Origin of the sequence: Streptomyces sp. So13.3 (genome assembly GCF_005860785.2) — a bacterium.
Classification (GTDB): Bacteria; Actinomycetota; Actinomycetes; order Streptomycetales; family Streptomycetaceae; genus Actinacidiphila; species Actinacidiphila fildesensis.
The window spans coordinates 3384771-3410745 of the sequence record NZ_CP048835.1 but is presented as its reverse complement, the minus strand read 5'-3'; the positions used below and the strand labels follow the sequence as shown (position 1 = coordinate 3410745).

Genomic DNA, 25975 nt, shown 5'->3' with positions numbered 1-25975 from the left:
GGCACCCGCGGTTGTGGTGGTCATGGGCCTTCCTTCGTTCGAGGTCATCGCGTGCGGGAGGGCTTCGCGTCGGGGCCGACGGGGCCAGATGACGCAGGATCACTGGCCCAGGGGGCTGCTCCGGGGTGGCTGCGGCTGAGGGCGGCGGATACGCGCGGCGCGGCTGACCGCCCTTCCTGGAGGGCCGCCTCACCCTGTGCCGTGAGGGACAGGAGTTGCCCGGGGCGATACGACGACGTACTGGTGTCCTTGGCCAGCAGTCCGTCTGCGAGCAGCCGTTCGGTCGTTTCGACCAGGACCTTCGGTCGCCTGCCACTCCCGTCACCGAGCCAGATGTCGCCGTAGATCGGGCTCTGGTGGAACCGCAGGCCGCCCGCCTCGACCGCCTCAAGAGCCGCGAGCTGGCGACCTCCCTCAAGGGTCCAGTCGTCGTCCCGGCCCTGCTTCTGCTTCGTGGCGTGCTCCTGACCCCGCGCCGGTGCTTGCAGGGCTGCGTTCGGCTCGGGCAGCAGGCGCTGGTAGGTGGACAGGGCGAGGCGGAGGTGTTCGTAAGCTGCTCCCCGACGGGCGACGAGCAGTTCGATCTGGGGGCCCCTGGTGCGCAAAAGGCCGTCCCAGCCGCGCATATCGGCGCCTTCGCCCCGTGCGAGCGGTTTGAGAAGTTCGATCGCGGACCGCGCCGCCTGGGTCAGTTCTGCGTGCAACTGGTCGACGTTGCGGGCGGCTTCGGCGACCATCCTGCCGACGACATCGAGCGGGTCGCACAGCGGATGGCCATCGCTCAGGGCCCAGGGGTCTTCGACCCCGAACGTCTCGGCGACGAGATGCGCGCCGGGCTTTTCGGAGGGGTCGTGGGGGTTCATGTGACCGCCCCCATGCGGGCGAGTAGGGAGCGGACCAAGGTGGGGAGGCTGTCGGGCTCCTCCTCGATCCAGGCATGGTTGGTGGCTTCGCCCAGCACGTACTGGGCGTCCTGATCCAGGCCGCTGGCGATCTCCAGGCAGGCATCGGTGATGCGGGCGGCGGCCATGAGCGACTTGGACAGCACCTGGACGTACTCCTCGGATGGCAGCCCGGCCTCGTCTGCGGCGGTTCGGATGGCCGCCAGCTCCAGCGCGCTGAAACCGAAGTCGAAGGCGTCGCCGTGCCGCTCCTGCGGTGGAAGGGCGGGGAGCGCAGGGTCCGGTGGAGTGGTGGGGAGGCCGACCTCGGTGCAGATCTGGTCGACGCTGGCGGTCAGCTCGGCGAGGGATTCTGTCAGCCAGCCCAGTGCGGAGGCGTAGGAAGCCAGCGCGAACAGACCGGCGCTGCTGGCGGGCAGGGGTTCAGCGAGGAACCCTTCGAGCCGGTCGGTCAGCTCGCCGACCACCTGGGGGCCGGCAGACAGCATTCCCAGGACGGGGTGGAGGTAGGAGCGACTGGGAGGGGTGGGGTACTCGGTCAGCAGAATTCCGGAGACGCTGCGCGCGGCCTCGGTGAGCAGGCCGGCCAGCTCGGTACGGGCCACGGGGGTGTGGACGTCGGTCATCGCAGGATTGCCTTTCGGGAGTCGGTGGGAGCAGGCGTGCTGACTGCAGCAGGGATCGCGGGCGCGGTCCGGGAGGTGAGCGCGTCCGGGTGGGGGGATCGGGAGCGGGCAGCGTGAACGCGGGCCTGGACCGTCGGAGAGGTCTCGTCGTTCTGCGCGAGGCCGGTGCGGAACTGGGCGGTGCGGTAGACCGCGTAGTCCTTGCGGGCCCCGGCCGCGACCAGGTACACCTCGCGGACGTGGACGGAGTCGGGGGGAGCGGGGCGGAACTGGACCACCAGCCGATGGGTGGCCAGGACGGTTCCGGTGCCGAGGTAGACCTTGTGGAAGCCGTCGAGGCGGCCTTCCAGGCGCTTGGCGACCCGCTCCCCGTGGACCAGATCCTGCAGGTGCAGGAGCGCCTGGTCCCGGATCGCATCGGGCAGCTCCCGCAGGTCGGCGATGGCGTCGGGATGCGCGGCGAACGCGAGGCGGGCGCGGCTCACAACGACCTGCCAGGAGCCGGACGCGGACCTGCGGTCGGCCTGCTGCGGGTGGCGAGGCCGGCCTGCGGGTCCATAACGGGTCCGGTGGAGCGAGAGAGCGCGGCACCAGCGCGCAGGGCCGCCGCGTCGCCGTGGTATTCGGGCGGGTCCGGCAGCGGCCCGTCGCGCTCATCGAGCCAGTCCCGGGCGGCGTGCTCGTCGGGGAACGCGCCTTCGCGCATCGTGTAGGTGGTGGTGACCAGATCCCCCGTATCGAGGAAGACCCGGATCGGCGCCTGGGCCGCGCTGGAATCGCGGACCAGAGTCCACGACTCACAAGGGTCGTCCCAGCACTGGGAGTCGAGGAGCTCGTAGCGGTCTGCCGAGGCACGGATCTGCTCCTCGACACGAATGGTGAGGTCATCGGCGGGTGCCAGGAAGCCATCGCCCTGCGCGATCGAAGCAGGCGGGCAGCCACGTTCGATCAGCCAGTTCTGCGCGAAGGGGATGCAGGCGTGGCTGGCGGTCTCGAAGGTGTACATCCGCTCGTCGAGGTCCCGCTCGATCTTGATCGCGACGAGCTGCGGTTCTCCGGGCACCCCCCACGTCACCGAACCGTCGTGGGCCACGAGAAAACTCTGCGAACGGGTGCCGTCCGTGTGGTGCTCGGCGAGCACGGTCAGGTCGGACGCCCGGATGTGGGTCCTGCCGCGTGCGGACTCGGAGTCGGCAGGGTAGAAGGCAGCGAGGCCGAAATCGGTGTCCCTTTTCATGCGGTGGCCTCTTCCAGCTGGGGCGCCGGGGTGGACAGCAGCCGGTGGTTGGGTCGGGTCGGGCTGGTGGTGCAGGCAGCGAACGGCCCGTCGGGGGCCCGTAGATGGGCCAGGGCCTGGTCGAGGTGGTCGCGATGCCACGTCGAGGGGCCGGACAGGCCGGCCTCGGCGTCGGTGAGCTGCTGCCAGGCGAGCCACAGTGCGTGCAGCCGAGCGACGGCCTCAATGTGTTCGTGCCACTGCTCGCACCAAGGGCGGGAGGTGCTGATCTCTCGCCCGTAGACCGGCAGTAGCAGGTGGTTCACCCAGTTGCTGAGCGCCGCCAGTTCGACGGCGTGTGCCTCCCCGCCCAGAGCCAGGATGAACACCGAGGTGGGAGCGTGGGCGGTGGGGGCGTTGGCTACGGCCGGGAGGTCGGCGGTGGGTGCGGGGGCGCTGGCTTCGGCATCCAGTCGGTCGAGGATGACGCCGTGCCGACGGACCTCAGTCATGGTCTTGGCCAGGACGGAGGCGAGGTCGTCGAGGTCTTCGTCGGGCACCCGGAACGGTTCGGGAGCGCGGAAGGGTTCGGGTTCGGGGGCGGCCTGGGTGGGCTCTGGCATGGCGCTTCCAAAGGCTGGGGGAATGGGTATGGCGGGGCTCTTGGTGTTCTTCTGCAGGTCACGGCGGGACTCCAGTGAGGGAGGGGGTTGGCGTGGGAATGAGGATCCGGAGATTCCGGGATTTGGTGAGACCGGGAATCGGCGGTAGAAGCCGTTATGGCGCGCTGCACCGTGGGCAGCGGGGGAACGGTGCCGCCAGCAACTGGAGAGCCCGGGTCGCCTGTTGCGGAACGACGCCGTTGCCGAGAGCGGTCAGTTGGGCGGGGCGGCCCAGCCCGGGGGTGTGGGTCACCCAGCCCGCCGGAAGGCCCTGCATCCACTCCACGAAGTCCGCGCGTAGTCGACCCGCCGCGTCGGTGGGCGCCGGCGCGGGGCGGGTGCGGGTCTCCCATCGGGTGATGGCGGCGGAGTACGGTCCCCACTGCCTGTCCCTTGCCCGTCCTTCGGCACTGCCTCCTCCCAGAGAGGCAGGGGCACTGAGGTCAGGGTCGCGCTCCTGTTCGTGGTTGGGCGGTGTCCAGAGCTGCCCGTGCTGCGCGTCTTCGGGGTGGGGAGCAGGGAGGCTGCGGCGGAAGGGAGGGTCAGGTCGCCGTTGCCGTGGCGCTGGTTTGGCGAGCCCTTGATCCCGTCCGATGCCTTCGGGGTCGGCAGCAGCAGCCACTCCACCTCGTCGGCCAGGTTCGGGCCGTGCCCGCCCTGCTTGCGCTTGGTCGGGTGCTGCGAACCGCCGTTGGTGCCGATGTTGCTCGTCGGGGTCTTGAACAGAGCCGTCTGCGGGCCAGGCGGCGAGGAAGGCCCGCTCGCGGCGGTGCGGTGCTCCGACGTCGGAGGCGCGAAGCACGAGCCAGCGCGCGTCGTACCGGAGGTCGGCCAGGGAGCCGAGTACGGCACCGAGTGCTCGCAAAGGAGGCTGGCCTGCGGCGTCTCCCAGACACCACGGGCAGAATTCCACGTCGCCAGGGGTACCGGCGGGCGAGGTGAGGAGGCCGCGGACATTCTCGATCACCACCAGGCAGGGGCGGAGGCCTTCGACCGCACGCGCGACGTGCAGCCACAGCCCTGAGCGGGTGTGGGCGTTGAGTCCGGCCCGACGGCCGGCGACCGAGACGTCTCTGACAGGGGAAACCCGCCGTCAGGACGCACACCCGTGGGACCAGGTCCCAGTTGATGGCGGTGATGTCGCCGAGGTTGGGCACATCGGGCCAGTGCCGGGCCAGGATGCGGGAGGCATCGGGGTTGATCTCTGCATGCCAGGCCGTCCGGCCCCCCACGGCGGCCTGGACACCGAGGTCCAGACCGCCGTACCCCGAGCACAGGCTGCCGATCAGCGGACCGCCGCGCAGGACGCCCACGTCAGCGCCCCTGTCGGCGGGTATAGGACGCTGCTGGCAGTTCGGTGCCGAAGATCGGGGGCGGGGTTGGGGCTGTGGCGCGGCTTCGGGCTGTGCTGCGGTGCAGGGCGACTTGCACGCGATGCGTGTCGACTCGCAGGTAGGTGCTCGCGGCGTTGAGGCCGTCGGCGGTCTCGCGGAGTGCCTCGGAGGCGGTGTCGAGGTTCTCCTCGATGACCGTGTCGGCGGAGCGCAGGGCATCGCGCAGGTTGGGTGAATCCAGCCATCCGGACGTCTCGTCGCGGAAGGCGATCTGCGGGTAGACGCAGCCGAGTGCGCTGATGGCTCGGCCGAGGGGATCAAGGGCGCTGGCGAAGGCGCCAATGGCCCGGTGCCGTTGCGAGCTGCTGGGACCGGGCTGCACCGAGCGGAAGAGGACTTCGTCGCTGAGGTGGGTCACCAGGTCACCAAGGCTGGAGAGCTGGCGGGAGACCGTGACGAGATCAAGATCTTGGTAAGGGGGCCCGTCCAACGGCAGTTGGGCTCGTACGGTGTCGCACGCTGCGGCCAGGGCGGTCAGTGTGGTGGCGTCGTCGGCAGGATCGATGATCACGGGTGGCTCCGTTGAGGGTGCGGGTGGTCAGGACTGACTGCGGTAGGGGTGCGGGTCGGAGGCTGGGCACGGGGGGATTGCATGGCGGCGTCTGGCCGGGCCGGGAGGCGCGGTTGGCTTCGAGCCAGGGCCGCGTCGATCCGAGCAGCGGTCGGAGGGCCTCCCGTCGCCGGTTGCGGAGCAGCGGGCTCGCCGGTGGCGGTTCGCCAGCGGGCCCGGACCTCGTCGAGTGGGCCCAGGGCGTGCAGGGCGTGGTTGATGAGCCGGCCTGGCGCCAGTGCCTCGTCTTGGGCCAAGGCCCTGATTGCGCTGGCGGAGGCGGCAGCCGTCCGGGTCAGCGAGGACCGCAGGGTCTGCTCGCCGAGGTACTCGGCCGATCCCGCGCCGAACCCGTTGCAGATGTTGCGCAGCTGCTCGTCGGTGAGTGTGCCTTCGGCCAGATGGCCGCGCCGTTGGGCCTCCCACAGCACGGTGAGGTGGTCGATGGGTTCGCCGCGATGGTGCAGAGCGCCAAGACAGCGGTAGAGCTGGCCGTGTCCGTGCCCGGCGAAGTCGGTGGGCCGTAGCCAGCCGATGACGTTGCCCATAGCGGGGGGCTGATTCACCAGCACTGAGAGGAGGAACTGCTCGTCCTGGAGTGCTTGCTCGGTAGCGGCCGAGGCGGGCTGGGTCATTGTCTCCGGAGACCCGGCGGGTGCCAGGGGTCGGGGTTCGGTTCCCCAGCGGCGGGCGAGGTCGGTGAGGACGTCGGCCAGCACGTCCGCATGGTGCAGCGCGCCGTCGACCCGGCCTTGCAACGCGTCCGCGCGTGCGGCCTGGTGCAGGCGGACGGCGTGCTCGGTCACGGTGCGGTGGATTGCGCCCTCCAGCACCATGCGCCCGTACACCGCGGCGTGCCCAGAACGCGGACACGCCGCGATCAGTGTGTGGGCGTACCCGGCGCTGAGTCCGCGGACGTACCGACTGGCCTCAGCGACCGCGCCGGTCACCCACTCCACTGCCACTTCCTCCTCAGCGGTGACGGTGAGTTGGCCGTCGGCGTGGAGCTTGCGCATCGCGGCGAACAGCGCCCGGTGTGCAGGACGGTAGAAGTGGGCGGGATCGAGCCAAGTGAGGGAGGGCAGCTGGCCCGGGTCAAGCAGGATGGCCCCGAGGACCGCCTGCTCGGCCTGCAGAAATGGCTTCATCGTCGGCCCCGGCGCCGGGGTTCGCGCTTCTGGGGGCACAGTGCAGCGACCGCCTGGTCGGCGGCTGTCATCGCGGCGGCGAATCGGTCCAGCTCACGGGTGAAGGCCACGTCAGTTGAGAGGACGGAGCCGCTGCCGGAGACCAGCCACCACTGGTCCCCGCGCCGCACGACAGACGAACCGGCCAGGCGAGCGGAGCGGGTGCCCAACAGGGACGAGGTGTTCGGTGACATACAGACTCCTGAAGGAAAGGGAGGGCTCGGGAGTTCACGCCGCGAGGTCGGGGCCGTCGGTCATCGGGGCGCCGGAGCGGCAGGACCAAGGTGAACAGCCGTCCAACTCCCCGTTCTCCAGTTCCGCGTCCGCGACTGCGTCGAAGATGTCGCCCTGCCGGCCCGACCACTCGTGGGCGGTGACCCGGTCGATCGGCGCCTCGTCGAGCGGGCGCCGGGAGCGGTGCAGATACGCCTGACCCAGCAGCGGATTGCCCTCGGCGGTCGCCCGCGCGTTGCCTGCGCGGATCGCTGCATCGAAGTCCACGGCGTCCGCCCACTCCTGCGGCGAGCTGTCCCTCAGCGCCCGCCACTGCGAGTTGCCGTGGTAGGGACATCCCAGGCATGCACTTTTTGGCGTTGATCCAAAACCGCGCGAGCGCAGCAGCCGCAGGCAGTCTGAACGGGAGAAACCCTCCTCGATCAGCGGGAATCGGTTCTTCATGTAGGCGACGTCCGCGTCCTTGGCCCGGTGGAACTCATCGACCGAGATGCCGATCCACTGCTCGACGAACACCCCCGCTGGAACACGCTGCGGGTGCGGATGGCCAAGCAGGGCTCGGACCTTCTCCTTGATCGGGCGGACCTTGTACTGCCCCGTGCACTGGCGCCTCGACATCCCCTCCGTCCCCGATGGATTGAGGATGTGCAGGGGCATGCTGGCGAACCGTTTCGCCGGGTCGAGCGCGTCGGAGCGGATGTTGCCCGAAGTCACCCGCAGGATGGGGATCCCGGCGGGCTCGGCGATCTCCCGCTCGATGCGGTCGAGGTGCTCGTAGACCGCGCGAGGCTCCCACCCGGTGTCTGCGAAGATCGCCACATTCAGGCCGGGCAGGTGCCCTTCGGCCGCCATGAGCAGCAGACACGTCGACTGGACACCGGCTCCCAGCGACAGGACCTTCAACGTCGGGGCGCTCATGCCGACAGCCCGAAGTCGTCGCTGCCAGGGGGCTTGGCGAGAGCACGCGCGGTGATGGCCTTGGTCGCACGGGCCGAAGCCGGGCCGACTGTCTTGGCGGAAGGCTCCTTGTACCAGGGCCGCAGGTCGAGCATGGCCACCCGGATACCGGTGGCGAGCAGCAGCGCCTTCCCCTTGGGCAGCGCACGAATCGCGTCCGGCGGCAGGATCCGCTCGGTACGCATGCTCACCGAGGTGGACTTCCCGCTCTCGCTGGTCGACACAGACGTGGTCTGCACATCATGGTCACCGACCTGCCTACTGAGGCGGTCGGCGAAGTCCGCGTCGTCGATGCCACTGCCGATGATCTTGATGGTGGCGGCGGACCACAGGGCGTCCATGCCGGCCTCGCCCCAGCACCGCTGGCCCTGCCGGTAGGACTGCAGAATCGTCATCGGGATCACGCCTCGCGAGCCCAGGTGGCTGTACAGGTCGGGCAGATCGGAGATCTTGCAGACGTTGGCAGCCTCGTCCAGGACGCACAGGGCGGGCGGGTCGAGCCGCCCGCCGGAGCGCTCGGCGACGACGACGGCCGCGCGCATCACCGCATCGGCCGCCGCCGCGATGATCGCCGAGGCCGAGCCGCCGCCGTCCTTGCTGAGCAGGTACAGCGTGTCGCGGGAGGTGGCGAACACGAACGGCTGGAACTCGGGCAGGTGCTTTGCCGGGGTGACCCAGGCGGCGACGTCCGCATCGAGCAGGCAGCTCGCGTATTGCCGCGCGGTCTCATAGATGCCGTCCCGGGTCTCCGTCGCCCCGCTGACGGTGCCCTGAAGTTGGGCGGCGACAGCGTCGTGACCGGCATCGGTGAGCAGGTCGACCGGGGTGCGATCCGCAGGCGAGGCGAGCCAGGCCAGGACGTCGGTGATCGGGCGGCGGTGGCTGGCGGCAGCCAGGAACAGCGCACCGAGCGTGTTGCTCGCCGCGGTGGACCAGAAATCGGAGCCGTTCGACTCGTCCACGCTGGCCGCGACGAAATGCCCCGCCAAACGTTTCGCCCCGGCCAGGTCGCGGGCGTCGGCCAGGATGTCCCACCACATCTCGCGCGGGCAGTGAGCGATCTGTTGCGGGTCGAGCGTCCAGATCGTGCCGACCTCGGCGCGGGCGTCGACCGTCGCGGTGAACGCGTCGTTCGCCGCCTTGTTCGAGGTCAGCAGCACCGGACCGGGAGCCGCGAGGATCGCGGGAATCGCCAGTCCGGAGGTTTTCCCGGAGCGTGGGGCCATGATCGCGACGATCACGTCCTCCCAAGAGGCGCGGACCTCGGCGCGGCCGGGGGAGAGCGTGCCGACGAGAATCCCGCGGTCGGCCGGGGCGACCTCGTTCTCCTTGAGATCGGCCAGACTCGGCCGCAGGCTCCGGGCCTTGGCGGTGATCTCCTTGTCCAGCAGCGGGGCAAGGTCGCCCTTCCGGGCGAGACCGTTCTTCGCGCCGCCCCGCAGCCGCATCCACAGGACCAGGCCGACGATGGCGATGCCGACGGACAACAGGCCGGGGACGATCCGGACGCCGACCAGGAGTGCGGTGGGGCTCAAGTGCGGCCATAGCGCAGCGGGATGAAGCAGTGCGTCGGTGGACTTGAATGGCGTCCATGGGCCGACACCGACCAGGGTGTTGGTGAGGTTGCCGGTCAGCCAGGCCAGGGAGCCGAAGGCGATGGCGATGCCGAGGATGCCGAAGAGGAGGTAGAGAAGCGCGTCGGACCCGGTGGTGGTCGAGGGCGCGCTGGTACGCGGTGCGGGCATGATTCGTCCAGGGAGTGAGCGCAGGCGTGCGGGGGAGGCGGGGCGCGGGGCGCTCTTCTGCTGGTCATCGGGGCAGCTCCTGTTCGGGCAGGTGGTCGGCGGTGGGGATCATCGGGTGCGCGGCAACCAGGTCGGAGAGGGTGCTGGAGGCAGTGTTCGGATCACGGTGCGACCGCCAAGATCAGCCCCGCGGTGAGGGACGCGAGCCGCTTGTGGGCGGCGGAGGGGCTGTTGGCGGTGACGATGAAAAGGCCGATCCGTGCGCTGTCGACATCGCCGTCCGGCGGCAGAGCAACCTGGTCCCCGACCTCACGCAGCCAGGCCACCTGGTGCAGCCACGCGTTCTGGTCCGGGTCGATCCGCAGGTGGCGAGCGGTGAGAGTGCCGCTGGCCGGGGGATACAGAACCTGGATCGCGGCGGTGCCGTGTGCCGTAGGGTCGAGATCGGGAGCGTTTCCGCAGGCGATGTCGGCGGCGATACGAGGCAGGCCGAGGCCGGTGGTGAGGCCGACCAGTTTGCCGATCAGGTCGCCGCCGATCCGGGCGTTGACCTCGATGATCCGTGGACCGCTGGCGGTGAGGCGCATCTCCACGTGCTGCACGCCGTCGGTGATTCCCAGGGCGCGTATCGCCTGAGCGGCGATGGGCGCCGCCTCATGCAGCAGCGGGTCGTCGGCGGTTACGGTGTGGCCGACCTCCTCGAAGTACGGTGCGAAGCCCACCTCCTTGCGAGTGACGGCAACCGCCGTGCTGAGACCGTTCTGGGTGACGCACTCCACGGATATTTCAGGGCCGTCCAGGTACTCCTCAACGAGCACGCCGCTGCCTTCCGGTCCTTGCTCACTGGCCCCCGTAAAGGCGAACTTCCAGGCATCAGGGAGCTCTTCGGGCTGGTCGACGCGGATCACGCCGATGCTTCCCGCGTGCGAGGCCGGCTTGAGGACCACGGGGAAGCCCGTGAGCTGCGCGGCGGTCGTCGCCTGGGCCAGGCTGCCGACGCGGGTCGATACCGCGGACGGGACGCCGTGCTCCGCGAAGAGCCGGCGGCTGGTCGCCTTGTCCCGACAGGCGTTCATCGATGCCACGGTGTTGCCGGGCACCCCGAGACGATTGGCGAGTGCTGCGGTCGGGACCAGGGCGTATTCGTCCCAGGTGACAGCCCCGGCGATGGCGTGGCGCTCTGTGAGCGCCAGACCGGCAGCGGTCACGGCGGCAGGATCCCGAATATCGGCGACCTCGTAGTCGACGATCAGGCCCCGTGCCCAGGTCGGGGGCTTGGCATCGATCAGCACGATCGGGTACGCGGCAGCGGCCTGTTCGACGCAATAGCGCCGGAAGACAGGGTCAGTTCCGCCGACGATGATCAGAACCGGACGGGTCGATCGGGACATAGGAAGGCTCCAAGAAGAAACAGGGTGGGGAGAAGCGGACAAGTCGAGCGGAAGCCGTTGGTGGGCGCGGCTCTCAAGAAGTGGTGGCCGTGGGCGCGATGGATCCGCTGGTACGCGGCGCGGGAGCTTGGGCGTGCGAAAGGTCGCAGGCAGCGCGGTGTCGGCGTAGACCGGTGAAACACGCGCCGAGCACGATGCCCTGCAGCACAGCGCACACCAGCAGCAGGTGCGGAAGGCTTCCGCTGGGTACGGCCGCGACCAGGACTCCGGCCATGGGCAGCGGCAGAAGCACCAGGACGATCGTCACCGACAGGGCGGAGCCGAACGCCCTCGCCGGAATGAGGCGGCTGCGCAGCGTCCGCAGGACCACGGTCAACGCACCCTCGGCAGCCATCAGTACAGCTACCGCCGCGATGTAGGCGCGAAAGCCCGGAGCCAGCGCGATGGCCAGGCAGGCTGCGGTGGACACGGCGGCCGCTATCGCGCCCACCGGCCACACGTGCCATCGGTCGATGGCCCGGCGGGCGGCCCACACGGCGAGCAGGGAGGCGACGGCTGCCGCGCTCCAGATCGCGCCGACGGCGGCGGGGGAGTGGTGGAACTGGTGGATGACCGTGATCGGGGCGGCTGCCTGCAGAACACCGAAGGCCAGGTTCGACGAGGCCAGGCCTCCGATCAGCCAGACCAGTGCGGGGGTTCGGCGCAAGGTCTGCCAGCCGATCAGCAGGCTGCTGGGTTCTGGGTGGTGATCTGCTTGAGGCTCGTCGTCTCGTGCGGTTGCGGCTGCGGTCAGGGCCAGCACTGCGACGACGGCCAGTAGTGCGCTGGGGCTGATCAGGAGCAACAGGCCACCCAGGAGCGGACCGACGAGCATCGCGCCTTGATCAATGCCAGTCTGTACGGCCTGGACGCGATGGGCGTCTGAGCCCAGGTGACGGCTGGCGTCGGCACCGAGGGTTTCCACCGCCACGTAGGAGACCTCCGTCAGCAAGCCGGACGCGGCACCGAACCCCAGAACCACACACGTGGTTGCCATTCCGGCGACAGGTAGAGCCACCAAGACCGCGCCAGTCAGGGCGACGAGCGTGGCGCGGACGAAGTTGGCTGTGCGGAGGACGCGGCCGGCACCGTAGCGGTCGACCAGGGATCCGGCGAAGGTGAAGGCGGCCAGCCGGGGTGTCCATTCCAGCAGGAACGCGAGGCCGGTCAGAGCGGTGGACCCGGTAGTGATCAGGACCAGAAGCGGGATGGCATAGGTGGCCGTCGCGCTGGCCAGGGCGTCGGTGGCCCGCATGAGATAGATACGTGACACGTTGGCGGCCGACGACGTACGGGAGGTGAGCATCGAGAACATCAGCGATCACCTGACCCGCGGACGGGAGCCGGAGACAGGGGTCGCGGTCATGGCCGACACGCTGCCCGAAGTCTGATCGAGGGGCGCCGGTGCCTGGGCGGCGGCGGGCGAGATGGCGCGGGCCGCACTGGTGAAGGCCGTCGCGTAGTAAGTGGCGGTCTGCTCCTGGTAGCTGCCGCCATGCAACGGGGAGGCACCGGCGAGGGCACACACCTGAGCGGGGGCACCGTCTAGCTCTTCGACGGCTGCGGTGAGGTGCTCGCAGGCGAGCGTGAAGCGGTCTGCCAGCTCGAAGGCGTCCTCGTCGAGATCGGTGATCGTCTCAGCGGCGGCTTCGAATGCCTCATGGAGCCGGATCAGGACGCCGTCAGTGGGGTCAAGGAGATGGTCGATGGCGTGAGCGGCCACAGCGGGGTTTGCCGCGCCCTTGATCCGGTCGGTCAGTCGCAGGACCTGGCCGCCGGCCACCCGAATCCCGTGAGGATCGGTGAGGGTGGCCAATCGGCTGGTGTCGAGATCCGGGTCAAGGTCGACGCTGTAGCGGGCAGCCCGGAGCATCTCCGCTGCGTGGGAGGCGATGGCGGAGCGGTCCGCTTGGGGGGTAGTGGTCGGCAGACGATGACGGCGGCCGTACCAGTCCTTGATCTGATGAAATCCCGCGTGCTTGAGGAGCGTGGCAGACAGATCATCGGTGGCCCCCTTGGCGGAGACGCTGCCACTGGGCTCGATGGCGATAGTGATGAACGGGGCAGGCACAAGGGACTCCGTGGGACCTTGGTGGCCCGGCGATCGGGCTGACACAGAGGATCCGGAGATTCCGCGATTTGGCCCGACCGGAATTGCCTGCTAGAAGCCCGGCGGGTACGAGGCGTGGCCAGACGTGCCCGCCGAAGATGCAAGGTCAGATTGACCAACCGCCGGACCGGTCCCGCAGGCCGAGGCTTCGCCTGCGGTGTCCTTTGACAGTGAAGTTAGTCGTCTGGGTCGCGCTGACCTGCCACGACTTAGTTGGTTGGCAAACGATCACGTGAGATGGGGCGCGGTGTTGGCGGTCACGTCGGCTGGTCAGTCCCAGTCGGACGCCGGCTGATTGACTCGGCTGCCTGTGTGTGGTGTGGGGATGTAGCCCTTCCCGCACCGTCGGGCAGTTCGGCGACACACACCGACGAGCAGGCGCTTACCAGTAAAGGAAGCACATCGGTGGCCACGCGTAGCGAGATCCACACCTGATGGAGTCCGACCTGTGCGATCGGATGGTCGCAGACGCTGCAGCGATGGATGGCAGTGGCGCCCCATCGCCGGGGATCCAGGTTCTCCAGGGTCGAGGTCCGTGACGGAGTTCTGGGAAGGCTGAAGCCTCGGGAAGGGCGGTCGCAGCTTCGGCGGCGGCCCAGCCGCGCCGACAGGGGCCAGGCGAGGGCAGAGCCCAGAACGCCGCCGGGGCCAGGGACGGGCGGCTCCAGGGCTTTACCCACCTGCAAGGACCGGGACCCGCATCGAGCAAGCCGGGGGCTCGGCCAAATTGCGGTCAGACCCAAAGAGCCCTGACCGATTGAGGGAGCACCCTCAGCGCCCTCATGCCCTCGCCTGGTTCGCTGACACAGGTGTCCCGTCTCAAATGATTTTCGAACTCGTGCTTCTGAGTCCTGGCCCAGTCGTTGATGTGCTCGAACTGGAGTGGTCCGATCGCTCGGCATGTCGGAATGGCACAGCGGTGACCGGCCTCAATCATGAGTCGACGCTCAAGTTCTGCGGGAATAGGCGGACGATCTGCCATACAGCGAAAGCCCCAATCGTGTACGTGCGGGACGCATCTTAGTCTAGGTGCTCCTGCCTGCGCTCCAGCGAGGAGCCAGCTGTTGCTGGCATACGCTCAGCGCGACAACTCCGCCAAGCTAAGGAGTAGATGCGCTGACTCTGGGTAATTGATGTCCGAGTGAGCTCCGGCGAAGCTCAAACGCCCCCGTCGAAATAGCCAACTGGCGTCCACGTTTACTACCCGATGGTCGAGATCGTCCATTACATAGGCGCGATCCAGCGGCAGCAATTGGATGCTGTGTACATGGGTTGGAGCGCGCCTGGCACCTGCGTACCCGATTCCTACACTGCCCTCAGCCTGCCGATGCCAGATACCGGTCGCGCGGTCATGTCGTGAGTACGTGAGCACGATGGGTCCGCTTAGCGGGGCCCAGTGGTCACGCTCACGCCTCGGGAGAAGAGCTGGGAACAAGGTTTCGAGCGCGTCACGCGGCGAAGCCATCTGGAAAACAAGCAGGCTATCCACGGTAAAAGGCCGTTGCGGGTCGGTTCCCGCGCTCCAACTGAGCAAATCAGCCGTTTTCTGGCCGGCAGCCCACTGAACAGCCTCGCATAGAAACCGGCCACCGAAAGAATGACCGCACAAGTGCAAGAACTGTCCGAAGCGGTTCTTAAGCAGGTGCGAACCGGGTGAAGTACGGTTCTTATCCAGGTAGCCGAGTAGATGACTGATAACGTACGCGGCCTGCCCATGCCCCTCTGCCCCCATCTCATGAGCTCGATCCCGTATGCGCCGGTATCCAGACAGCGAGGAACGGCTAGAGGAAGGCCAGCGGACCGACACGAGCCACGGCCGAAAGCCGTCCCGCGACAAATTCAAGTAATAGTCCGGGCGTACCGCTCGCTGCTGCAGCGCCCGGCCCAGTAGCAACTGAGCCTGCCGCGTTGCCGCATCAGGGAGAGTTTGCCATCCGTGGACATGCACGTAGATGTCCGTCGCCCAATGAGGGATTGGGAGGCTGCGGGCAAGGTATTCCGGAACGCGATTTCCGGGAACCGGCTGACCGCCCTGATCGCTTAGCAGCATGCCACGCTCATTCAAGTCGACTATCGCTACCGGAGCACCTTTCTCCATGACTAGATCCTTACTTCCCAGCGCTCAGCGCCAATCGACTATCCAGCCCACAGTGCAGAGAGTAGGTCAACGCCAGGGGATTTCGGTAAGTTTTAGCGAAGTGTCGGGCGAGCTCCCGGGTGATCCCTCCCGCTGTGGACGAACCGGCCAAATATGCCTTAATGAACTCAAGGGCATAATGGGCACCGAAGAGTTTCGGAATTTCAATTTGGGGACCGAGAACACCTTCCGCACCGCTCCGTATGAGCACTCCACCGATATGCTCAAATTCCACTGAATCCGCAACCAGGCCCGCAAAGCAAGCATTAAGTATCACGAAAGGACGAAAGGTCCCTTGTTGTCCCTGGGTACGGGCCTCGGTCCGCAACCTATTAACCAATTCACCGTCGATTCCCATAGAATCGGTGAGCCGGATTACAAGGTGAGGCTGCGGTGCGCCTTCAAAACTCCCGTGGCACCAAAAATACATTAGGTCTTCGTCGACATTGGGCGACTGCAAAGCACTGATCAATTCATTGCTTTGAGTGCGCTCCGTCAGATCCGTAGCATCGAGTAGTTCCCGAACTTTGGCAGCCCCATCGACCGTATTAAGCAGCGTGTCTACATTTAGACTTGTGACTGCCTGGGCGTGGGCAATAAGCGCTGATGCTACGCCTGGATAGCAGTCGGCCGTCTGGTCGATCTGATGCCGGTATCCGAGAAACCGCGCAAAATGGTCGTCGGCTTCCCCTGGAAGGGCATCCAGTGCCATCATCGGCCACGGTAGGTAGACATCGGAGTTGAATCTGACGCGCAGATTTTCATCCTGCAATGCTTCTATTAGATCCCGGCGGAGAATAGGCAACCGTGGATCGTCCCCGTCAAGGAGCTGTTTCAGCAGATAGCTACCTTCATCGGCGAGTTCTTTGATTACGGTGAGCAACTTGTCTTCGGGGTAGTCCGTGAGGTCCACTGATTTCTGGAACGGGGTAACCTCCACCGGTATGCCGTCTTCGTATTGCTCATGATTCAAGAACCGGTCTTTCCAGATTTTGCGCAAGCGATTTGCTTTGCGGTGAATTACTGTGCCAGAATTCTTCAATTGGGCCTGGTGTATGCCAGATTTCAAGGGAGGGACCTTCGGGCCAAACATCATGATGTTCATGGGGCCAGCCCCGGCGGTAATGTTGACTACTATGTCAGGGTGGGCGTATGAGGGGCCGGGTAGACTGGTGAAGCCACTGCTCGGATCCTGGGGAACTTCCGGAGGAATTTCACGTGACATGACGGCCACTCTCCATCATTTCAATCCGTTGCTTTCACCGTGAATGTCGCCTCAACCTCTTGAAGCACAACACCAAATTCACGCTCGTACACCGTGAATCGCAAACAGTGTCTGCCTGCTTGCTGGGTAATGAACGTGAATTCGGCGGCAGCTCCGGAGGGAGCGGCATCATAAAAGAGCGCCGCGGGGTAAATGTTGCCAATATTTCGAGAGGATGCGACCAGCAGCAACCTACCTGGGCCGTTATCGCCAGCCCAGGGGTGCCCTTCTGGTACAAGAAGGTGAAAGTGGAACCGTACAGATTCTCCCAACAGCGACTCATCGTCCAAGGAGATCACTTTCGCCACACACCTGGGAATCTCTGTGGGATCAGGCGCGTGCACACTCTGAGTCTCTTGCAGTGTTTCCGCGTGCGCTGCGGACGACTCGGTGAGCGCTGGACGGCGATGGCCGTCGGACCCGCGACTGGTTGAGGGGCCCTCAGTTGCGCCGCTGCTTTGCGTTCGCGCGCCCGCATGGGCTGGCAAACGGGTCTCGCGTTGTACCGGCTTGCGACCGCGACCGCCACGTTCGCCGCCACGGGCCGGGCGGTCGGCGCCGCCGCCACCACGGGCCGGACGGTTACTGGCGCGGGCAGCAGCGTTCTCGGCGCGGACCTCGGCGATGTTTTTGACGTCGCCCTTGTAGATCCAGACCTTCACACCGATACGGCCGAAGGTCGTCTTGGCCTCGAAGAAGCCGTAGTCGACGTTCGCGCGGAGCGTGTGCAGGGGCACACGGCCCTCGTGGTAGAACGCCGAGCGGGACATCTCGGCGCCGCCGAGGCGGCCACTGCACTGGATCTTGATGCCCTTGGCGCCGGCCTTCATCGTCGACTGCATGCTCTTACGCATGGCGCGACGGAAGGAGACGCGGGAGGATAGCTGCTCGGCGACCGCCTGGGCCACCAGCTGGGCGTCGAGCTCGGGGTTCTTGACCTCGAGGATGTTGAGCTGGACCTGCTTCTTGGTCAGCTTCTCCAGGTCGCCACGAATACGGTCGGCCTCGGCGCCGCGGCGGCCGATGACGATACCCGGACGCGCGGTGTGGATGTCGACGCGGACTCGGTCACGGGTGCGCTCGATCTCAACCTTCGAGATGCCGGCGCGCTCCATGCCGGACGTCATCGTCATCATCCGACGGATGGCGACGTCTTCACCGACGTAGTCCTTGTACAGCTTGTCGGCGTACCACCGGGACTTGAAGTCCGTGGTGATGCCGAGCCGGAACCCATGCGGGTTAACCTTCTGGCCCACTACCGGATCTCCTTCGTGGAGGCGACGATCACGGTCTTGTGGCTTCTGCTCACTGTCAGGGAGGATCGTCGCAATGCGCCACGGTCGCTCGGTCGCCCACTGTGAAGCTCAATAACCATTGTCCTTCGGAACGCCTCACCACGCCCGGCGAGACAGAGACGGCAATCCGAACAAGGGCGGTGCGACCCGGTTCCAGCGCCCCGCCCCTGGCCCCCTCTGCGAGAGTTGGCAAGGGAACCTGATGCTCCGGAATCTGAACGGTGCGGCGAGTTGCATGTGACATGACCTTCACCGGAATCCCCGGCATCAGCGTCCGCCGCTTTCGCGTGCGTGAGTGGCGAACAACAGGTGGTCGGGCGGCAACACCTCTGACCGATGGTGACGCCGTGCTCGACGACCTACCCCACCGCCAGAGCCCACTGGAGGTCCACTCGCCGCCGATGCTCGCCAGCCGCGAAAGCCAGATCGTTTGAGAACACCGACCATCAGCGTTCTCAGGCCACTTGGCCCCTCGCAGGTCAGCGAGCCACTATCTGCCAGATGCGCTGCGACAGGACAGGGGATTCCCCTTGCCAACAGGGCAGCACGTTGTGGTGGAAGTTCTGCCATGACCTTGTTCTGTCTCAGTGAATCTTGACCGTTCTCATCGATTCCTAATGCGCTCTGTCAAGCCGCGAGGGCTGTCGGCGGCGTGAGCTCGTAGCTGTCCGGTCTCACTGGACCTGGTGGTGTCTCACTCGTCTCAGGTGGTAGTCGGCCGATTCGCGGCGCGTGTGGCATGCCGTGCCCGGTTTTCACCTTTCAGGGTGGATTGAGTCTCATCTGATCTGGCCGGTCTCACCGGACCCGTGATGGTCGTCCCCATGGACACGACGCGTGCGCTTTCCGATGAGGCCCTGCTGGAGGTGGCGGGCTTCGATGTGGCCTGGGTGGAAGTCGGGACCGAGGTACGGCGGCCGTTGAGGGACGCGGTGGGGATCGCGTTCGAGGACGTGCCACCGGTGCGAGATTTTCCGTCGTACCGGGGCCAGCGCCACTTCCCGGGGTTGTACTGGTCGGCGACGACGGGCCGTCATGTGGGGTTCGAGTCGTGGCTGGAGCGGGACCACGCGATGCTGCTCGACTTCGACCCGCAGGTGACCGGGTTCGCTTCGCAGCCGTTCTGGCTGTACTGGCGCGATGAGACGACTCGGCGGGGACGGTCGCACGCGCCGGACTACTTCGCGCGGGCCGTAGACGGGACGGGGCTGGTGATCGACTGCCGTCCGGTCGACCGGGTCGACGATCGCTCCGCGGTGGCGTTCTCGGTGATGCGGCGGGTGTGTGAGGCGGTGGGCTGGGCCTATCGCCTCGTCGGGTCGCTTGATCCGGTCCGGGTGGCGAATCTGCGCTGGCTGGCCGGTTACCGGCATCCGCGGCACGCGGCGGCGGACGGGACGGTCGCCGCGGTGCGGTCGGCGTTCGCGGTTCCGGCGCCCTTGATGGTCCAGGCCGCGACGGTCGGGGACCCGATCGAGGTGCTGCCGGTGGTGTTCCACCTGTTGTGGTCCGGGGTGCTGGGGGCGGACCTGTCCCGTCCGCTGGGTGATCTGACGTTGGTCGACCGGAGGTACGGGCGATGAGTGGGCTATTGCCGCGCGGAGTGCTGAGCGTCGGGGACCGGGTGAGGTTCGGGGACAGGGTTCATTCCGTCGTCGGTCTGGCGGGGACCTTGGTCCGCCTCGTCGACGATCACGGGGCCGCGAGCCTGGTCCTGTTCTCCCATCTGATGGTCTCCGAGGGGTTCGCGTTGCTGGACTCCCAGCCAGGGGCCCCGGGGCTGCCGCCGTTCGGACTGTTGGACACCGTTCCTGAGCCTGCGCTGCGGCGGGCGAAGTTCTTCGAGCGCCATCTGATCGAGGTGGAGACCGGTCTGCTGCCGGACGCGCCGCCGGGGTCCAGTCCTCGCCCGGAGTACGACCCGAAGTGGCGCAAGCTCAGCGAGCGCATGGTCGCCAAGGCCGAGGAACTGGCGGTGTCGGGCACACCGGTCTCGGACCGGACGCTGTTCCGGCTGCGTGTCGGGGTACACGTGAACGTCCCCAGCCTCGTACGGATGAAAAGGGACAGTTGCTGATGCGGTGAGACATGCTGCTCGGCACTCTGATGCTTGGTCGATTCGGGCGGCGGAGGGGGCTGGCAGTGGTCTTGGATCCGCAGCGTTGGCTGGAGCTCCGGCGCTTTCGGGGCCTGCTGGAGTCCGGGGCGATGAGCCTGTCGGAGATCGCCAGGGAGACCGGGCTGGACCGCAAAACGGTCCGTAAGTACCTGTCGGCGCCGGGTCCGGCGACGCCTCCGCGGCGGTCGCCGAGTGGGCGGTCGCGGGCGAGGGTGATCGACGAGTTCGGGCCATTGATCGACTCGATGCTTCGGGCCGAGGTCCTGATGAAGGCCGCGGTCATTCATGAGCGGTTGGCCCAGGAGTACGGCTTCACTGGCAACTACCAGCGAGTCAAGCTCTACGTCCAGACCTCCCGGCCCAGAATCGCCGAGGAACTCGGCATCACGCCCAAGGAACTGGCGGGGATGCACCGCCGGTTCGAGGTGATTCCGGGGGCCCAGGCCCAGGTTGACTGGGGTGATGAGGGCAAGATCCTCGCTCACATGGGCATCGCGAAGGTCTACTCCTTCCATATGACGTTGTCGTATTCGCGGGACCCGTTCTGCTGCTTCACCACGAGCCAGGACCTGCAGACCTTCTTCGACTGCCACCGCCGGGCCTTCGCCCACTTCGGCGGGGCTCCGATGACGATCGTCTACGACCGGACCAAGACCGTCGTCCGCCGCCACGTTGCTCCTGGTGAGGCGGTCCCGCTGCATCCGGAAGCGGTCGGCTTCGCCGGCCACTACGACTTCGACATCGACGTGCTGGCCGCCTACCGGCCGCAGGGCAAGGGCCGGGTCGAGCGGCAAGTTCTGATCGTCCGCGATCACGTTCTGTCCGGCCGGTCGTTCTCCTCCGTCGAGGAGATGGACGCCGCGTTCACCGCGTGGGTGCCGCTGCGGCGGGCCCAGATCCACAAGACGCACCGGGAGGTCATCGCGGAGCGGGCGGCGAGAGATCACGCGGCGCTCAAGCCGCTGCCGTCGGTTCCGTACTTGGTGGCCGAGCGGCAGCTGCGGCACGTCGGCAAGGACTGCCTGGTCGCCTTCGACGGGAACCTCTACTCCGTGCCGGCCCGGCGAGTCCGTGCTCGTCAGCTGGTCGAGGTCCGAGCCACGAAGTCCCAGGTCATGCTGCATGGCACCCTTGCTGACATCCATGGCAGCACGCTGCTTGCCGCCCACCCCCGGGCGATCGGCCGCGGTGCCCGTGTCGTCGATGAGTCGCACTGGGACGGTCTGCCCACCGGTAAGAACCGTCGGACCACCACCGGCGACATCCCCATCCAGCCTCGGCAAGAGCGGCCGCGGGGCGAGGAGACCGGCCCGCTGCAGGCCCTGCTGAACCGGGCCGCGGCCACCCGGATCGAGGTCGGGCGCCGACCGTTGTCGGTCTATGACGAGCTGACTGGCACCCGTCCCTTCACCACCCATCGAGCGACGAAGGAATCCTCTTGAGCGAGCTGACCGGCAACCGTATCCGCACCACGGCCGGCAAGCTCGGCCTGCCCCACCTCGCGGAAACCATCAACGAGTTCACCCGCCGGGCGGACGAGGCGAAGATGGGCTATCTCGACTTCCTCGACCTGGTCCTCTCCGAGGAGCTGGCTGTCCGCGACGACCGCCGGTTCCGGCAGGGTCTGCGACTCTCCCGGCTGCCGCACCACAAGACGCTCGATGAGTACGACTTCTCGTTCCAGCCCGACCTCGACCCGCGCAAGGTCAAGGACCTCGCCACGCTCTCGTTCGTCGAGGCCAAGGCCAACGCGGCTCTCCTGGGCCCGCCGGGGGTGGGTAAAACACACATCGCCGTCGCTCTCGCGGTCGCGGCTTGCCGGGCCGGCTACTCGGTCTACTTCACCAGCCTCGACGACATGGTCCGCAACCTCAAAGCCGCCGAAGCCGCCGGCCGCCTGGCCAACAAGCTCGGCACCTACCTACGGCCGGGTGTCCTCGTAGTCGACGAGGTGGGCTACGAGATCCTCGAACGCGGAGAAGCCAACCTGGTCTTCCAGGTCATCTCCAAGCGGTATGAAAAGGGCTCGATCATCCTGACCTCGAACAAGACCTTCAGCGAATGGGGACAGGTGTTCGGTGACGAGGTCCTGGCCACCGCCATCCTCGACCGCCTCCTGCACCATTGCGACGTGATCTCCATCAACGGCCCCAGCTACCGGCTCAAGAACCGACTCAAGGCCATCGAGCGGGACACAGACGTGGCCTGACAGGCCACGTCGCGAACCGGCCGGCGGGGCGGCCCCTTTTAGGGTGGCATCAGGAAAGTCTGCTGATCAGCTCGGAGATGCCATGCCCTTGAAGATGAAGTTGAGCGCGATAACACTAGATTGCCCTGATCCACTGGCTCTGGCGGTGTTCTATCAACAGGCCACCGGCCTTGAGCCGCACCCGAAGTCGGACGCTGACTTTGCCGGTCTCAACCGTGAGGATGGACTCCTCATAGGCTTTCAACGGGTCGACGACTACCGGGCGCCGAGCTGGCCTGATCAGGCCGTTCCCCAACAATTTCACCTTTGCTTCGACGTCGCGGACCTGGACGAGGCGGAGGCTCGGTTGCTGGAGCTGGGAGCAGGCAAGGCTCATCACCAGCCGCATGAGGACAGGTGGCGGGTCCTCACTGATCCGGCCGGGCATCCCTTCTGCATCGTCAGGGGCTGACGCAGCCGTGCTCCCGCACACGACATAGCTGGGGACGTTCATCCGTACGCGGTTGGGGAGGTTAGGTAGTACGCCGACAGCTGCGGGGTCTGTGGCGTGAGCAGGGGGTCTGGGGGCTGGTGGACCGCCGGGTCATGCGCGGGTCCCGGCAGCCCGGAGGTCATGCCGATGAACGGCTGGTCGCGGTCGTGGCCGAGGTCCTGGCCGCGCAGGAGAACCTGTCGACGGGCACCCGCAGCCGGGTGATGCGCCAGGTCGAGCGGCTCGTGGCCGAGCGCTATGGCCAGGGGGTGGTCGAGATCCCGTCGCGGGCGACGTTCTACCGCCTGATCAAGGAACTCGACGAGGGCAAGCACTCGTTCGGGGCGGCGACCACCCGCAGGTCCCAGGGCCGGCGTCCGCAAGAGCCGTTCACCCCGACGATGGCCGTCCGCCCTGGGGAGATCGTTCAGATCGACACGACCCCGCTGGACGTGCTGGCGGTGCTGGACGACGGGGTTACCGGGCGGGTTGAACTGAGTATCGCGGTCGATGTCGCCTCGCGGACCATCTGCGCGGCAGTCCTGCGGCCGGCCGGGACCAAGGCGGTCGACGCGGCCCTGCTTCTGGCGCGGACACTGGTCCCGGAGCCGATGCGGCCCGGGTGGGCGGATGCCCTGCGGATGTCCGCGTCGCTGATCCCGCACGCGCGGCTGATGAGCATCGACGCCCGCCTGGAGCACGCCGCCGCCAAGCCCGTCATCGTCCCGGACACCATCGTGATCGACCACGGCAAGGTGTTCGTCTCCGACACCTTCACCGCTGCCTGCCGCACCCTGGGCATCTCGGTCCAGCCCGCCCGGCCGGCAACCCCGACCGACAAGGGCATCGTCGAGCGGACGTTCTCCTCGATCAACACCCTGTTCTGCCAGCACGTCGCCGGCTACGTCGGCTCCAACGTCACTCAACGCGGCCGGGACGTCGAAGCCGTCTGGACCCTGCGGGAACTGTCCGAGCTGTTCGAGGAATGGTTGGTCGCCTGCTGGCAGAGCCGGCCTCACGACGGCCTGCGCAGCCCGTTCCTGCCGAACAAGGCCCTGTCGCCGAATGAGGTCTACGCGCTGCTGGTGACCCGCGCAGGTCACCTACCGGTCTGCCTGACCGGCGACGACTACATCGAACTGCTGCCGGTGGAATGGCGGAAGATCAACGACTACGGCATCGTGATGGACTACCGCACCTACGACGGGTGTGGATCCTTTCGAGTGAAGGGGTGGGTCAGGCACCGAGCACGTATTTGTCCTGCTGAGGGTTCTGATGAACCCGTTCGTGTTCGCGGGCTATGTGGAACGGCCAGTAGGTGTTGAAGTCGCCGTTGCTGAACACGGCGCGGAGTTTGAGGACGGCCTCGGCGCCGTCCAGGCCCCAGCGGGCCCCGGAGATGTCGAGCCGGTCGGCGATGAGATGTCGGCACGCCCCCTCGATCACTCCGGACGCGATCGGCCAGCCCGCCGCCAGCGCCCGGTCGTAGTGCAAGAACTTGGCCTTGCTGGTCAGATAGCGAATGCAGGAGTCAGCGCCGCGCCGCTGATCGACGGTTAACCCGGCCTTGTCTGCCCGGGTTTCGATCGTTGTGGCGACCCGGCGGGCGTCGCCGACGAGTACGGCCAGGGCCTGTACCGAGACCCAGTCCTCGGCCGCCGGATCCCCGCTGTCGTGGAAGGACCACGCGGCCGACCACAAATACTCCAGGACGTGCACAATGTCGATGACGATATGGACCGTCGCCCTGCGGCGGGCGGCTTCGGCCTGGATCAGCTCCAGTTGGTGCGGGGCACCGTCGACCAGCACCACCCACGGCCTGCGGTGCCCCGGATCCCGGGATTCGGCCTGTTCGAAAGCCCGGGCGATGACGCTGGCCGGGGTGTCGGCGACCGACCCGTCCAGCCATTTGCCTTTCGCCTTCGGCCCGGGCCGCAGTACCCGGTCCCCGCCTCGGCCGCCGGGCGGGGCGATCACATCGTGCGGACGGCGCGGAGCCGGTTCGCAGTCGTAGACGCAGGCCAGCGTGGCCATCCGCTTACGGGCCGGCTTTTCGCCCGAGGCCAGCCGGGTGCGGAAACGGCCCGTGCCGCGAGCGGCTGCGGCTTTGGCGGTCGCGGCCCGCAAGGCGTCCGGGCGCATGACGATCCCCTTGCCGTCCACCGAGATCACCAGCAGCGTGGAGGCGGTCGACGGCAGGCAGATCCGCTGGGCGTAGAAGGCGTCGATGTCCCGGGCCGCGGTGACGACGGCCTGTCCGATCTGCCGTTTGCCGATCACCGGCCCGCACCGGCGGGCGATCGCCGCGCTCGCGGCGTCGAAGGAACCCCGCGCGGCCTCGAGCGCGGCCAGCCGCACCAGCCCATGGCTGTGTCGGTTCTTGGGAAGTGACAGGGTCACGTCGGCCGGGTGGTAGTTGCTCATGCCCGGTGCCCGCCAGGTGCACCGGCGCACCGTCACCGTGCCGAACAGCGTGGCCAGGGCCCGCCGGTGGCCGTATTCCACCCGCGGGCGCGGGAGCTGGTCGGCCCCGATGCGCGGGTGGGGTTGGGACCGGACAGCTCTCTCTTCACGCAGGGCGCGCAGGTCCAGGTGGTCCTGCAGCAGTTGGCGCAGGATCTCCCGGCCGCGCGCGTCGAGAAGTTCTTCCAGTTCATCGTGGGTCAGCCCGCCGGCCGCCGGGGCGGTGAGGTCGGCAACCAGGGCGGTGAAGAAATCAGTCGCGCGGTCAAAGGGGTCAGGTGTCGAGGGCGTGTCGTACGGTCCCATCGGGCTCTTCTTCCGAGGGCGATTTGGTTGGCACCTTCGAACCTAGGGAGAAGAGCCCGCCCGCGCTACGGCTTCACGATTCCGCTCCGTCCGACTGCCGCTCGGGCAGGGTGAAACGTCCCGGCCCGTCCTCGGTCAGCCAGTCCCGTTCCACCAGCCTCTTCAGCTTCGACCGCAGCCCCTCAACCTTCGACCGGTCCACACTCAGCCCTGCCGCCTCGGCCACCTGCATCGCCCGCAACGGTCCTTTGGCATCGGCGAGAACCTCCACAAGATCTTGGTAGGCCCCTGGTAGCACTGACACTCCAAGGCCCTGGCGCCAGGGCGGCACCATCTGCACCCCGATCGGCGAACCGTCCCCGAACCGGGAAACCTCCGGCGCCGCATCCGGTTCAGCGTCCGTTTCCCTCTTGTGTCCAGCGGCCGGCGGATCCGCACCGGTCTCGTCGAGGATCTCGCCGACCGTCTCCCGGGTGATCTCCAGCCGGGACAGCCGCCCCTCGGCCTGGGCCAGTCGTTCGTGCAACTCCGCCATTTCTCGACGGAGTTCGTCCACTTCCGACCGGGCCGCAGCCTCCCGTCGGTGCAGTTCCTCGAGCAGCGAACTCATCGGGCGTCTCCTCGCTCCCGCCCAAAACGGTAGAAGAAGACGTCTCCTCACAACAGATCAACGCACAACTTCGCGGGCTGACACCCT

Annotated in this window: 24 protein-coding genes and 2 pseudogenes; 7 read left to right on the top strand and 19 right to left on the bottom strand. The window is 67.3% G+C overall.

Features of this window, described 5'->3' with window-relative positions; all coding sequences use genetic code 11:
* Positions 1-44: 44 nt before the first annotated feature.
* The 17 genes and pseudogenes from C8250_RS15470 to rpsC form a co-directional block, all read right to left on the bottom strand.
* Entirely contained in the window at positions 45-863 is an 819-nt protein-coding gene (locus C8250_RS15470) for a hypothetical protein (RefSeq protein WP_138356413.1), read from the bottom strand.
* Entirely contained in the window at positions 860-1528 is a 669-nt protein-coding gene (locus tag C8250_RS15465; protein ID WP_138356414.1) for a hypothetical protein, read from the bottom strand. Before C8250_RS15465 ends, C8250_RS15470 begins: the two co-directional genes overlap by 4 nt.
* Complete coding sequence (locus C8250_RS15460) at positions 1525-2013, bottom strand: hypothetical protein (RefSeq protein WP_138356415.1); 489 nt, start codon at positions 2011-2013, stop codon at positions 1525-1527. Before C8250_RS15460 ends, C8250_RS15465 begins: the two co-directional genes overlap by 4 nt.
* Entirely contained in the window at positions 2010-2765 is a 756-nt protein-coding gene (locus tag C8250_RS15455) for a glycosyl hydrolase (RefSeq protein WP_138356416.1), read from the bottom strand. Before C8250_RS15455 ends, C8250_RS15460 begins: the two co-directional genes overlap by 4 nt.
* Complete coding sequence (locus C8250_RS15450; RefSeq protein ID WP_138356417.1) at positions 2762-3367, bottom strand: DUF4913 domain-containing protein; 606 nt, start codon at positions 3365-3367, stop codon at positions 2762-2764. Before C8250_RS15450 ends, C8250_RS15455 begins: the two co-directional genes overlap by 4 nt.
* A 154-nt stretch (positions 3368-3521) precedes the next feature.
* Complete coding sequence (locus C8250_RS15445) at positions 3522-4424, bottom strand: DNA cytosine methyltransferase (RefSeq protein ID WP_138356428.1); 903 nt, start codon at positions 4422-4424, stop codon at positions 3522-3524.
* Between the two features lie 118 nt (positions 4425-4542).
* Positions 4543-4638 (bottom strand): annotated as a pseudogene (locus tag C8250_RS44470) (DNA methyltransferase); the annotation flags it as partial.
* Positions 4639-4720: 82 nt separating this feature from the next.
* The gene (locus C8250_RS42960; protein ID WP_164297195.1) at positions 4721-5311 is read right to left on the bottom strand and encodes a hypothetical protein; all 591 of its coding nucleotides are present in this window, start codon (positions 5309-5311) and stop codon (positions 4721-4723) included.
* A complete protein-coding gene (locus C8250_RS15440; protein ID WP_138356418.1) occupies positions 5308-6498 on the bottom strand; it encodes a DnaB-like helicase N-terminal domain-containing protein in 1191 nt (396 codons plus the stop codon). The genes C8250_RS42960 and C8250_RS15440 overlap by 4 nt, the downstream gene beginning before the upstream one ends.
* A complete protein-coding gene (locus C8250_RS15435) occupies positions 6495-6731 on the bottom strand; it encodes a hypothetical protein (protein ID WP_138356419.1) in 237 nt (78 codons plus the stop codon). Before C8250_RS15435 ends, C8250_RS15440 begins: the two co-directional genes overlap by 4 nt.
* Positions 6732-6765: 34 nt before the next feature.
* Positions 6766-7689, bottom strand: a complete 924-nt coding sequence (locus tag C8250_RS15430; RefSeq protein WP_239150473.1) for a hypothetical protein — start codon at positions 7687-7689, stop codon at positions 6766-6768.
* Entirely contained in the window at positions 7686-9473 is a 1788-nt protein-coding gene (locus tag C8250_RS15425; RefSeq protein ID WP_164297197.1) for a type IV secretory system conjugative DNA transfer family protein, read from the bottom strand. Before C8250_RS15425 ends, C8250_RS15430 begins: the two co-directional genes overlap by 4 nt.
* Before the next feature lie 161 nt (positions 9474-9634).
* Positions 9635-10864, bottom strand: coding sequence for an ATP-grasp domain-containing protein (locus tag C8250_RS15420; RefSeq protein ID WP_138356420.1), 1230 nt, complete (start codon positions 10862-10864; stop codon positions 9635-9637).
* A 73-nt stretch (positions 10865-10937) separates the two neighbouring features.
* On the bottom strand, positions 10938-12218 hold the full coding sequence (locus tag C8250_RS15415) for an MFS transporter (protein WP_239150474.1): 1281 nt from the start codon (positions 12216-12218) through the stop codon (positions 10938-10940).
* A 6-nt stretch (positions 12219-12224) separates the two neighbouring features.
* The gene (locus tag C8250_RS15410; RefSeq protein ID WP_138356421.1) at positions 12225-12974 is read right to left on the bottom strand and encodes a hypothetical protein; all 750 of its coding nucleotides are present in this window, start codon (positions 12972-12974) and stop codon (positions 12225-12227) included.
* Between the two features lie 2147 nt (positions 12975-15121).
* Entirely contained in the window at positions 15122-16255 is a 1134-nt protein-coding gene (locus C8250_RS15405; protein ID WP_138356423.1) for a CHAT domain-containing protein, read from the bottom strand.
* Positions 16256-16914: 659 nt separating this feature from the next.
* Positions 16915-17670: pseudogene (gene rpsC, locus C8250_RS15400) on the bottom strand (30S ribosomal protein S3); the annotation flags it as partial.
* A gap of 281 nt (positions 17671-17951) precedes the next feature.
* Here rpsC and C8250_RS15395 point away from each other — a divergent pair.
* The 7 genes from C8250_RS15395 (at position 17952) to C8250_RS15365 (ending at position 23834) form a co-directional block, all read left to right on the top strand.
* Complete coding sequence (locus C8250_RS15395; protein ID WP_138356424.1) at positions 17952-18143, top strand: hypothetical protein; 192 nt, start codon at positions 17952-17954, stop codon at positions 18141-18143.
* Between the two features lie 390 nt (positions 18144-18533).
* Entirely contained in the window at positions 18534-19292 is a 759-nt protein-coding gene (locus C8250_RS15390; protein WP_187144855.1) for a TnsA-like heteromeric transposase endonuclease subunit, read from the top strand.
* Positions 19289-19786 carry a hypothetical protein gene (locus C8250_RS15385; protein ID WP_187144854.1) on the top strand — a complete coding sequence of 166 codons (498 nt, stop codon included), beginning with the start codon at positions 19289-19291 and terminating at the stop codon, positions 19784-19786. The genes C8250_RS15390 and C8250_RS15385 overlap by 4 nt, the downstream gene beginning before the upstream one ends.
* Positions 19787-19815: 29 nt before the next feature.
* On the top strand, positions 19816-21270 hold the full coding sequence (istA, locus tag C8250_RS15380; RefSeq protein WP_164299683.1) for an IS21 family transposase: 1455 nt from the start codon (positions 19816-19818) through the stop codon (positions 21268-21270).
* A complete protein-coding gene (gene istB, locus C8250_RS15375; protein WP_138359593.1) occupies positions 21267-22037 on the top strand; it encodes an IS21-like element helper ATPase IstB in 771 nt (256 codons plus the stop codon). The genes istA and istB overlap by 4 nt, the downstream gene beginning before the upstream one ends.
* Before the next feature lie 82 nt (positions 22038-22119).
* Positions 22120-22488, top strand: coding sequence for a VOC family protein (locus C8250_RS15370; protein WP_138359591.1), 369 nt, complete (start codon positions 22120-22122; stop codon positions 22486-22488).
* 134 nt (positions 22489-22622) lie between these two features.
* The gene (locus C8250_RS15365) at positions 22623-23834 is read left to right on the top strand and encodes a DDE-type integrase/transposase/recombinase (RefSeq protein WP_187144853.1); all 1212 of its coding nucleotides are present in this window, start codon (positions 22623-22625) and stop codon (positions 23832-23834) included.
* Here C8250_RS15365 and C8250_RS15360 read toward each other — a convergent pair.
* Together C8250_RS15360 and C8250_RS15355 are read right to left on the bottom strand one after the other, a co-directional pair.
* Positions 23746-25278: an ISKra4 family transposase gene (locus C8250_RS15360; protein ID WP_138359605.1), complete on the bottom strand. Its 1533-nt coding sequence runs from the start codon at positions 25276-25278 to the stop codon at positions 23746-23748. The genes C8250_RS15365 and C8250_RS15360 overlap by 89 nt on opposite strands.
* A 73-nt stretch (positions 25279-25351) precedes the next feature.
* The gene (locus C8250_RS15355) at positions 25352-25888 is read right to left on the bottom strand and encodes a hypothetical protein (RefSeq protein ID WP_138359603.1); all 537 of its coding nucleotides are present in this window, start codon (positions 25886-25888) and stop codon (positions 25352-25354) included.
* Positions 25889-25975: the final 87 nt, after the last annotated feature.

Coding starts and splice junctions, on each gene's coding strand:
- C8250_RS15395 (WP_138356424.1), top strand. CDS start 17,952: ATGACCTTCACCGGAATCCCCGGCATCAGCGTCCGCCGCTTTCGCGTG.
- C8250_RS15425 (WP_164297197.1), bottom strand. CDS start 9,473: ATGCCCGCACCGCGTACCAGCGCGCCCTCGACCACCACCGGGTCCGAC.
- C8250_RS15355 (WP_138359603.1), bottom strand. CDS start 25,888: ATGAGTTCGCTGCTCGAGGAACTGCACCGACGGGAGGCTGCGGCCCGG.
- C8250_RS15430 (WP_239150473.1), bottom strand. CDS start 7,689: ATGAGCGCCCCGACGTTGAAGGTCCTGTCGCTGGGAGCCGGTGTCCAG.
- C8250_RS15415 (WP_239150474.1), bottom strand. CDS start 12,218: ATGTTCTCGATGCTCACCTCCCGTACGTCGTCGGCCGCCAACGTGTCA.
- C8250_RS15360 (WP_138359605.1), bottom strand. CDS start 25,278: ATGGGACCGTACGACACGCCCTCGACACCTGACCCCTTTGACCGCGCG.
- C8250_RS15370 (WP_138359591.1), top strand. CDS start 22,120: ATGCCCTTGAAGATGAAGTTGAGCGCGATAACACTAGATTGCCCTGAT.
- C8250_RS15420 (WP_138356420.1), bottom strand. CDS start 10,864: ATGTCCCGATCGACCCGTCCGGTTCTGATCATCGTCGGCGGAACTGAC.
- C8250_RS15405 (WP_138356423.1), bottom strand. CDS start 16,255: ATGAACATCATGATGTTTGGCCCGAAGGTCCCTCCCTTGAAATCTGGC.
- C8250_RS15440 (WP_138356418.1), bottom strand. CDS start 6,498: ATGAAGCCATTTCTGCAGGCCGAGCAGGCGGTCCTCGGGGCCATCCTG.
- C8250_RS15455 (WP_138356416.1), bottom strand. CDS start 2,765: ATGAAAAGGGACACCGATTTCGGCCTCGCTGCCTTCTACCCTGCCGAC.
- C8250_RS15385 (WP_187144854.1), top strand. CDS start 19,289: ATGAGTGGGCTATTGCCGCGCGGAGTGCTGAGCGTCGGGGACCGGGTG.
- C8250_RS15390 (WP_187144855.1), top strand. CDS start 18,534: ATGGACACGACGCGTGCGCTTTCCGATGAGGCCCTGCTGGAGGTGGCG.
- C8250_RS15435 (WP_138356419.1), bottom strand. CDS start 6,731: ATGTCACCGAACACCTCGTCCCTGTTGGGCACCCGCTCCGCTCGCCTG.
- istA (WP_164299683.1), top strand. CDS start 19,816: ATGCTTGGTCGATTCGGGCGGCGGAGGGGGCTGGCAGTGGTCTTGGAT.
- C8250_RS15465 (WP_138356414.1), bottom strand. CDS start 1,528: ATGACCGACGTCCACACCCCCGTGGCCCGTACCGAGCTGGCCGGCCTG.
- C8250_RS15450 (WP_138356417.1), bottom strand. CDS start 3,367: ATGCCAGAGCCCACCCAGGCCGCCCCCGAACCCGAACCCTTCCGCGCT.
- C8250_RS15470 (WP_138356413.1), bottom strand. CDS start 863: ATGAACCCCCACGACCCCTCCGAAAAGCCCGGCGCGCATCTCGTCGCC.
- C8250_RS15365 (WP_187144853.1), top strand. CDS start 22,623: ATGCGCGGGTCCCGGCAGCCCGGAGGTCATGCCGATGAACGGCTGGTC.